The organism is Acidisoma sp., from assembly GCF_035492295.1.
GTDB lineage: Bacteria > Pseudomonadota > Alphaproteobacteria > Acetobacterales > Acetobacteraceae > Acidisoma.
The window spans coordinates 1-8,845 of the sequence record NZ_DATJJK010000176.1 but is presented as its reverse complement, the minus strand read 5'-3'; the positions used below and the strand labels follow the sequence as shown (position 1 = coordinate 8,845).

General features: G+C 58.2%; 6 protein-coding genes. 3 read left to right on the top strand and 3 right to left on the bottom strand.

Annotated elements, in window-relative coordinates; all coding sequences use genetic code 11:
• On the top strand, positions 1–1,122 hold a 1,122-nt coding region (locus VL752_RS12775), incomplete at its 5' end, for a glycosyltransferase family 87 protein (protein WP_325355790.1).
• A gap of 138 nt (positions 1,123–1,260) precedes the next feature.
• Here VL752_RS12775 and VL752_RS12770 read toward each other — a convergent pair.
• Positions 1,261–2,835, bottom strand: a complete 1,575-nt coding sequence (locus VL752_RS12770) for an ArnT family glycosyltransferase (protein ID WP_325355789.1) — start codon at positions 2,833–2,835, stop codon at positions 1,261–1,263.
• A 424-nt stretch (positions 2,836–3,259) separates the two neighbouring features.
• Between VL752_RS12770 and VL752_RS12765 the strand changes: the two genes are divergently transcribed.
• On the top strand, positions 3,260–4,132 hold the full coding sequence (locus VL752_RS12765) for an alpha/beta hydrolase (protein ID WP_325355787.1): 873 nt from the start codon (positions 3,260–3,262) through the stop codon (positions 4,130–4,132).
• Between the two features lie 21 nt (positions 4,133–4,153).
• Here VL752_RS12765 and VL752_RS12760 read toward each other — a convergent pair whose 3' ends face one another.
• Both VL752_RS12760 and VL752_RS12755 read right to left on the bottom strand, forming a co-directional pair.
• Positions 4,154–5,581 carry a glycosyltransferase family 87 protein gene (locus VL752_RS12760; RefSeq protein ID WP_325355785.1) on the bottom strand — a complete coding sequence of 476 codons (1,428 nt, stop codon included), beginning with the start codon at positions 5,579–5,581 and terminating at the stop codon, positions 4,154–4,156.
• Between the two features lie 292 nt (positions 5,582–5,873).
• The gene (locus VL752_RS12755) at positions 5,874–7,145 is read right to left on the bottom strand and encodes a hypothetical protein (protein ID WP_325355783.1); all 1,272 of its coding nucleotides are present in this window, start codon (positions 7,143–7,145) and stop codon (positions 5,874–5,876) included.
• 270 nt (positions 7,146–7,415) lie between these two features.
• Here VL752_RS12755 and VL752_RS12750 point away from each other — a divergent pair.
• Positions 7,416–8,845 (top strand): ArnT family glycosyltransferase (locus VL752_RS12750; RefSeq protein ID WP_325355781.1); only part of this gene is annotated, 1,430 nt, incomplete at its 3' end.

Sequence of the window (8,845 nt, the reverse complement as noted above, 5' to 3'; positions counted from 1 at the left end):
CTAGACTATGTGAGCAAGGCAGGGCCAAACTCTCTTTACCAGGAAGTGTTCTTTGCTCAGCATCTGAAATTCCAATACCCGCCGACTTCTCTCTTGCCGATGCTGGGCCTGCAGTGGCTTGGGATCGATGTGACAAGCGTCTTCCTCAATAACATCAACCGCCTTTTGATAGCAGCGAACGCCATTGGTGTCGGCTTTCTGTTTCGCCTCGTGCTGATCCGGAAATATGGGCAAGATGCGGCGGCGTCTCCGGCGGCGAAGGCGGGTGCGATCCTCTCGGGCGGAGCAACCTTCCTGTTCTTCCCAGTGATGATGGGCTTCTGGCTGGGCCAAATCCAGGTCTGGATAGACACCGGCTTTACTTTTGCCTGTATTGCCTTCCTCGCCAATCGCAAGCTCTCGGCCGGCGTTCTGGTGGGTTTGATCTGTCTGCTCAAGCCGCAATTCGCGGTCTTCGCGGTTTGGGCGCTCCTGCGCCGGGAATGGCGCTTCATGCTCGGTGCGGCGATCGCCATCCTGCCGTTCGGTCTCCTTTCTCTCGCGGTCTTCGGCGTGACGGCGCATCTCCAATATCTGAACGAGCTCAGTTTTCTATCCCGGCATGGCGAAGCCATGATCTCCAACAATTCCGTGAACGGCATCCTGAACGCATTGATCGGAACTGTTAATCCGCTCGTTTGGGACGTGCATGCGTTTCCGCCTTACAATCCCGTCGTCTATCTAGGAAGCGTGGCGGCGGCGATCATTCTGATCGTCGGTGCTCTTTGGCCCCGTCCCAGCCAACGGGATGCGCTCAGCGGCCTCCTGGATTTCATGTTTGCCGCCCTGGCGTTTACGATGGCCGCTCCGATTGCCTGGGAGAACCATTACGGCATCATGGCGCCAATCTTCGCGACGCTCTTCTGTCTCCTGGCCGCAGCGCCAAACAGTGTTCGTAGGCGACAGCAACTCATCGCTTTCGCGGCCCTATTCCTCTTGTCCGCTGTCTGCGTAACATCGCACATCTATAAGGTCGCGACGCCGCTGAACTTGGCCATCGGCTATCTCTTCTTTGCAGGTATCGGCACACTTGCAATGCTCTGCTGGGTCGCGCAAACGCGTGACAGGACGCGGCAGCCATGACGCCCGATACCGCGCGCCGATTCAAGGCTGACATACACTCGTGGTGCAGCGAAGAGGGGAGCACGAATTGTCTCCGCCTGCACCTTGTCCGCTATCTGTCCTAGACACGGAACGGCCGCGGCGTCCCAGGGGTGAGTTTCAAGGAGTGGCGTTTCGCCGATAGAGATCAAGAGCACCGAAGCTTTTTTCCAGGCTATAACCTTGATTCAAAAATGCAGCGAGCGCAGAAAACTTGCCGAGCGCTTGCGCTTTCGAGTCTGCACCCCACCAATTGATTCCCACTATGAAATAGGTCGGCGGCCGTGCCCGAAGCTCGTGCATGACCTCAACTCGGTAGCGGGCAAGGTATCGGCCTGGCAAGCTCAGGGGCATTTCATAGGTAAACCGTGACGGATTTGGGCGGTTCGCCAAGTATCGAACGGTGGCGTCGTTGCCCCAGATGAAGACACCATCCTCCGGACTTGTTCGTCCAGCGATGTAACTGGCTGCCGCCCGTTCGTCTTCAGCATTGTATACGTGGAAGAATTCGAATGAAGCATAATAACGATCTGGCGCGTGTTTCATGTCGAGGTAGTAAATGCATTTGGTAGCGTCGTAGAAGGGGGGCGCACAAACCTGAACGGTGAACATCAGGGCCGCGCCGAAAGCCACAATTCTGGATGCGCCAGCCTTCCTATCGTCACGCGCAAGCGCATGCGCGCCGAGCGCCGCCAAGAACACGAGCGGAGCATAGACAGGCAGCCAATGGGCAGGGAAATACTTGCCCTGCGCAACAACGATCACCAACAGAGCAGCAAGCCATCCAAGGACAGGCCAAAGAAGCTGCGGTTGCTTTCGAAACTCCCAGATGCCCAGGCCAATGAAGGGCGTCATGAGAGCGACGGTCGGCCGAGCGAAGAAATTTGCGAAGCCTTGAACGGGTGTTGTTCCCACACTCACATGCGCATAGGTGGAAAGGGGATAGAGGATATGCGCTTCGATGACCTGAGACAGGCCTCCCCGCCAAGCTAAGTACCCGTACATGGCCATAATTGGCGCCGCCGCGCCAATGGCCAAGACGAATGCAAGGCCGGCGCGTCGCTTGCCGGTAAGCCTTGGCACCAGTGCGACTGACAGGAGCGGCGCGATACCTGCGAGGAGATAAAGCGGCTTGATCAGTCCGATACATCCGATCAGGAATCCGGATAGCAGAAGACGCCAACCGCTCAATGCTTTGTTCGTTGCCACTAGAGGAACGATCGCCATCACGCAGAGAAAGCCTGCCCAAGGATCTGGCGCCGCGGTGTAGAACCACCCGGCGGAAGCGATCCAGTAATAGAATCCGATGGTCGCCCAGGCGCCAACCTGCCAATTGGTCAGACTTCGGATGCCGGCGTAAAAGACGCATGATGCCGCGGCGGACATGAGGACATCAAAAATCCGAACGCCCCACATCGTGGGACCGAAGAGGAGCTGGGCCAGCGCATACGGCACAAAAGAGATAGGCCCCTTTATTTCCCAGCCGGTGACGTAAGGTACGCCGCCGTGGACCCAAGAACTGCCCACGGAGGCCATCATCCCCTGGTCCCAGCCGAATGGAAGCGCCAAGGATGTCACCGCGTAGATCGCCGTGAGAATGCCCGCGACCAGAAACGCGCCTTCCACCAAACGGTTTGAGGCGACGGTGCTGACCGCTTCTGTCCTGTATGGCAATCCCACGTCGTTACTGGTCATCTTCCAACTCCGGACATGTAATAACGATGACATCGGCCTGTGGGCTTGACTGCGCCTTCTTGTAGAGAAGATATCACAAGCTTCTCATCCTACAGCAAGTCATCAACATCTAGTCGATCGGGTGACATGAGATCATCCGTATTGGTAACGAGCCTTGCCAGGGCGCGCGCGCAGCCCTTGTCCATACAGTCGGCTATAATGTCCCCTGGCTGAGGTGGCGAAATGCGGTCCTCAGGCTGATCATCTGCGAGTCTTGCTTTCCTGAGGCTTCGGCATTGCATTCTCCATTACGCTCAGTGACCGACGGTCGTGGGTTCCCCTTTTCACCATGGAAATACTAGCCCACACAGAATGAAACCGGCTGCGAAGGGTAGACGTTGCAGAAGTCACGCAGGCGAAGGGCGGCAGCGAGGAGAGACAATCGGTGATCACGCAGACGGTTCGGGGGCTTCTGTGCAGCGTCCTCTTCTTCATGTGCGCGCATGGTGAAAGCGACATCGACAGGAACAAGGCCGCTGAGCCGATGGACGACCTCGTGATCACTCACAGCCTGCCCTATGAGCCGGGTGAGCGCCACAGCCTCGACGTCTATGTCCTGCGCGCGGCGGCCAAGCCGCGGCCCGTGATCGTCTACATTTATGGCGGCGGCTGGGCGGCAGGTTCGAAGGCGGAATTTGCCTGGGTTGGCGCGGCGCTGGCAAGGCGCGGCTTCATGGTCGTCATACCTGATTACAGGATCTATCCCCAGGCGCGATGGCCGATGTTCCTGGAGGACAATGCCGCTGCCGTGCGATGGGCGCGAGACCAGGCGGCAAGCTTTGGCGGGGACCCTGGCAAGTTGATACTCATGGGCCATTCGTCTGGCGCCCACAATGTATTCAGCCTGTTGGTCGAACCCCAATGGCTTGGTGGAGTGGGGATGACCCCGCATGATGTAACAGCCATGGTCGGTCTCTCAGGGGTATACAGCATGCTGCCGCTCGACGGTTCGAGGGAGCATGCCATCTTTGGTCCTCAGACCGGCTACAGCGAGCCCATCAACCATATCGATGGCGTTCCGCCCCCGATGCTGTTGATCATCGGTGACAGCGACCGTGCCGCCGAACCATCCAACAGTGACGACGTCGCCGCCAAGCTGCATGAAAAAGGTGGCACGGCCGAAGTGATCCACTATCCGTCTCTCGGGCATGGCGATACCCAAGATGCTTTGGCTCTGCCGCCTGGTCACCCTCCGGGAATCATCGACGCTATCCTGAGGTTTCTAACGGCGCATGGCGCAAGGCCCCCGCCGGCCTAGCGCGCGCGCTCCTCGGCCGTCTCACAGCGGCGGAGGGGCTTTCGAGACTTCCGAGAAGCGTGTCGAAGTCACGGACCTCACCGCTCCGCCTGCGCCCCTCGGGCCGACCTGCAGGAGATGTCCGGCCGCCCGCATCAGCCACCAGGCGATCAGGCCAAACCACAGCAGGCCACCGAGCAAATAGTGCGAGACGGCGAGCGACTGGAAGATCGTCATCGGGGCGGAGGACGCGCTTGGCTGCGGCCAAAGCACAAGCGGCGTGACCAGAATAATTGCCGCCCAGCCGACGACGCGGATAGCCGTCGATACGGCGAGACTCTGCTGCGCCCCCAGGAAATACGCCACCGGAACGAGCAGCCATGCATAGTAATGTGCCCAAGACAAAGGGCTGCACACCAGGCACAAACAGATTGTGAGGAGATATTGCAGATCCTGCCGCTCGCCCGCACTGGCCTCGTTTGCCGCACCGTGGCGCGAGCGAAACCCGACACAGGCAAAGGCCCCGATCAGAAAGATCAGGCCAGTGATGGCCTGGGCCAGCAGCTTCTCACCGGCGGGTGGCGCTTTTGCCGACCAGTCAAGCAGGATCGCCGATGGTTCATGCAGCCGGACGAGAAATGCCGGGATGGATTGAACGCTGAAGCCGCCGAGCCAGTTGTGGCTATATTGCAGGCCCGTTGTCTGAAACCAGTAGAAATTGAGCGCCCAACCAAATAGGACCAGCGAAAGAGAGGCTGCCGCCACGCCCACGGCGGCGAACCCGGCCAAGCCACGCCAGTCGCGCCGCAAGAGGAAGAATAAGCCGAAGAGTGCCAGCGGAGGTTTGAGGACAGCGGCGGCGCCCAGCACGATACCCGCTGCTGTCGAGCGCTGCGCCCGCATGAGCACGAGCCCTGTCGTGAAGGCTAAGATCAGGAAATAGCTGACATTGCCGAACTTGACTCCATTCAGTAGGGGGCCGTTGACCGCGAAGAGGAGCGCCAGCAGCCAGCGCTCCCGAAGTTCAAGCCGGAACAGGCGGATCAGCATGAACCAAGCGGCAATCGTCATCCCGATGCCGATAATCGTAAAAACTGTAGCGGCCATCGGTGGAGGCAGCCACCCGAAGGGGGCAAACAAATAAGCCACCGCCGGGATGTTGACGAACCCGCCCTCCGCTCCGACTCCAATAAGGGCCTTGAGCGCCGCTGCGTCGTGGTGGAGCGCAGCCCGGCCCGCTGGATAGTAGGCTCGGAGGAAATCCCAAAGTGCTTCCGGGGGCGCACTCACTTTCAGGCTTACCAGATCGAATATGATCACGCCCAATGCCAGCGGCCCGACGGCCCAGAAGAGCGCGGTGCCCGCTCTAAATCGCCCTTCGGGCAGGGCGCGCCGCCGGGCCAGCCAGAGGATCGCTATGACGCCCGAGACCGCAATAACCATGTAGGCGGTGGAAACAAGGTTGTGCACGGGAGAAGGTCCCACAGAAATTGGCAGCGCAGAGTTGCATTGAGCATGGCAAAGTGAGGCTTCGTTAGAGATAGCGCCCCAAATTGAAAACTCTTCCACACGAAAACTGAATGCGGTCGCAGCAAGTTCCTCTGTCTTCTTATTCCATCACGGAGTTTATATCTAGCACATCAATACGATTGGCAAACATTAGCATAAACGGCACGGTTGGGCGGGAAGGGAGGTCAGTGGGTGACACGCATCGAATGGGCTGCGGGTCTTTGCTCAAATGCATCGCGGGCCCGTTCGCATCTCAAGATGGAGGCAAAGCAAAGTGTTGGTCCGGGGTAATGCCCATTGCCTCGAAGGTTCGAACCACCGGACTCTCTGGCGGGAACCGATCGACTGACGTTTCATTCTGACCCATTAGGTGGATGTCAAAAAACTGGCGAGTGCAGAGATTCGTCGCATTGAAGAAGGCAATCGGGTTTTTGAATATCCACAGTCTCGACGCATGAGGCTCGAGAGCAGCATCGCTGAGACTGGAATGGACACTGCCTTTGATGACAATTCCTGCGCTCCCATGCCGGGCTGTGAGCCTTGCCTGCTCAGTCCGATCCCGTGCATCCATACGGGATCCGTATCGTTCATTCGGATCTGTCGACATCATCGAACTGATGGTCGGAAGTGGCCGGTCGCTCATCATATAAAGATACGGCACGGTAAGGCGCCCGGCCAATGCTTGGCCGAAGAGGTTGCCGTCTAAATTGACTACAGCGACGACCCGCCGATCCATGACGGCCGCTTCCGCTGCTGTCGAACCGCCGAACGAATAGCCCAAAAATCCAACATGCGTATAATCGACCGTCCTACTCCAAGGTGAGTCAAAATGCCCGGCGGCGCAGGCCGCGAGCCTATCAAGTCCGCTAAGCGCTTTCTCCGCTTGGCGCCTAACCCGAATGTCATCCAGCCGCACAGTTTTCTCAAAATCCTCCTGTGTTTGTACGTGCCACATCCGAAGGCGCGCGTCCTCGTCTTGGCGCGTGGCACCAGGTAGAGGGGCATCCTGCGCTATGTCGTCGAAAGCGACGGCGACGTAGCCGTATGAAGCCAGATAGGAAAGTCGCGCCGTGTTGTCCGTTTTCTGGCCACCGAAATGCGGCATATAGAGCAGGAGCCGCCGTGGATTCCCGGCATTGTTCAAAGACTGAGACTGCAGTTGCGCACACGTCTCCAATACCGGAGTCTGTCCTGGATCCCGTGTCACCGGAAACCATATCTGCGCGGATATAGGGCCGGCATATCCGTCTGAAGCGAGCGCAGGAAACACCAGAATGGCTTGCTGGACTGCGTAGGGCCCGAGGGCACTCTCGCTGCGCGACGCCGCCAGCACGTAAGGAGCCGCAACGCCGGCGCTTAAGGCCCAACCACCGATAGCGATCCAGACAAGCCGGCGATAGCCCAGATCGCGCATCATAAGGGCAGCGATGAGCACTAGAATGACGGTGCCAACGGCAACCGCAATAGCCAGGACCCCGCCGAGAGGCTGACTAAGAATACGGAACGCGCTATCCAAATAAGTCATTACGGCCTGCTCAGTTGAGCCTTGACGTCGAGACTTCCACGCTTTCCGTTCTGCAGCTGTCTGGATCTTCAACCTAAATGCGGGACTCTAAGCTGACACCGCGGCGACCCACTCGTCCACTTAGATGAAAGAGGTAGCCTCAGATGCCTCCCAACGGACGATAGGCATTTGACCGAGACTGCATCAAAGTTGCCGAGTGCGAGAGCGTGCTCGAGGTCAGCGGCACAGGCGCCGTGGAGGCGTCAGTGCCATACAGGATGACGCTGGAGGTTGGATGCGACGATGATTGGGCGAACGTTCACAGCGCAACACCACCTTTTCGCTTTGGCCGGCATCCTCTTGTTGGCCGTCATTCTCAGGATGTTTTTCTTTCAAGGCTTCGTTGAATCGGACCCCTACTGCTATGCGGAACTTGCCAATGATCTGGCGCATGGCAAGCTCCTTCTCAACAGCTACGATGGCGCTTTGATTTTCCCGTTGCGGATCGGCTTCTACGGTCCGGCCGCCTTCTTTATCAAGCTCTTCGGATTGTCCGAGGATTCGGTGATCATCGTTCCGTTCCTCGTCAGCATCGCCGGATGTGTCCTGGCCTATATTCTTGGTCGGACCCTCTTTGGCCCGACCGCGGGTCTGATAGCTGCCGGATTGCTCGCGATACTGCCCCGAGACGTCGCGATGGCGTCGACTTTGTTCCCCGATCCGGTCGCGGCATTCTGGACGAACCTCGGAATCGCCCTCCTGATTTTGGATCCGGTCAAGGACGGCTCGCGCCGATCTCTCTCTTATGCCGCCCTTGCCGGCATGTGTTTAGGCATCTCTTGGCTGAACAAAGAGACGGTTGTCTATGCCGCGCCATTTGTGCTGATATTGGTTCTTACACAGAAGTCGCCATTTCGGAAACTCTCCTGCATTGCGGCGGTTATTCTTCTTTTCTTGTTCTCCGAGGCTGCCTTCTATCGTGCCACGACGGGAGACTGGCTCTTTCACTTCCACATTGTGCCGAAAAACTATCAGCAGAACGCCGTTTGGTTCTTCGACCAATCCTCCCCTTACTTCGGGTGGAAGCCGGGCGGCTATGTCCACGCGCTTCTGCGGCGGATCCTCGTCAGTGGCCCGAAAGAGGAGTTGATGGCATTCTGTATGCTGCCCACGTTTGCCCTGATTGCCGCCTTCTGGGGAAGCCTTGGGCGAGATCGTAGATTTGTCATGCTTGGGGTCTGGCTGCTTCTGCAACTCCTCGCGTTCGATCTGGCATCGTCGTCACTGACAGCGTACAAGCCCTTGCCGCTGGTCTTCGAGCGCTATCTCTACCCACTGCTCTTGCCGTCCGTCCTGCTGTGCAGCGGCTTTATATCGATGCTCTTCTTACGAACAGGAGGAGCGCAGTTCGTCACCCACCGCCGTCTCTGGGCCACGGCCGTCACGACCGTGATATTGGCGAGCGTGGCTTTGCCGCTGACGGAGTTAAGGCCGCAGCCCTTGAAGATGATCCGGCATATCGCTGAACGCGTTGGGCCGTCCGCTACAGTCTATACGGATTTTTATACGGCGGAATTCCTGACTTTTTTTGCTCAGGACAGGATTCTGAACACCGACGAGCTTGCTGAGGCAAAGCCGATCATTCCCTATGAGAAGTTGAGGGTCAGCGAGATGCGACCCGACTCTTACGTTGTCATCAATGATCGTCCCCTCGACTTCAT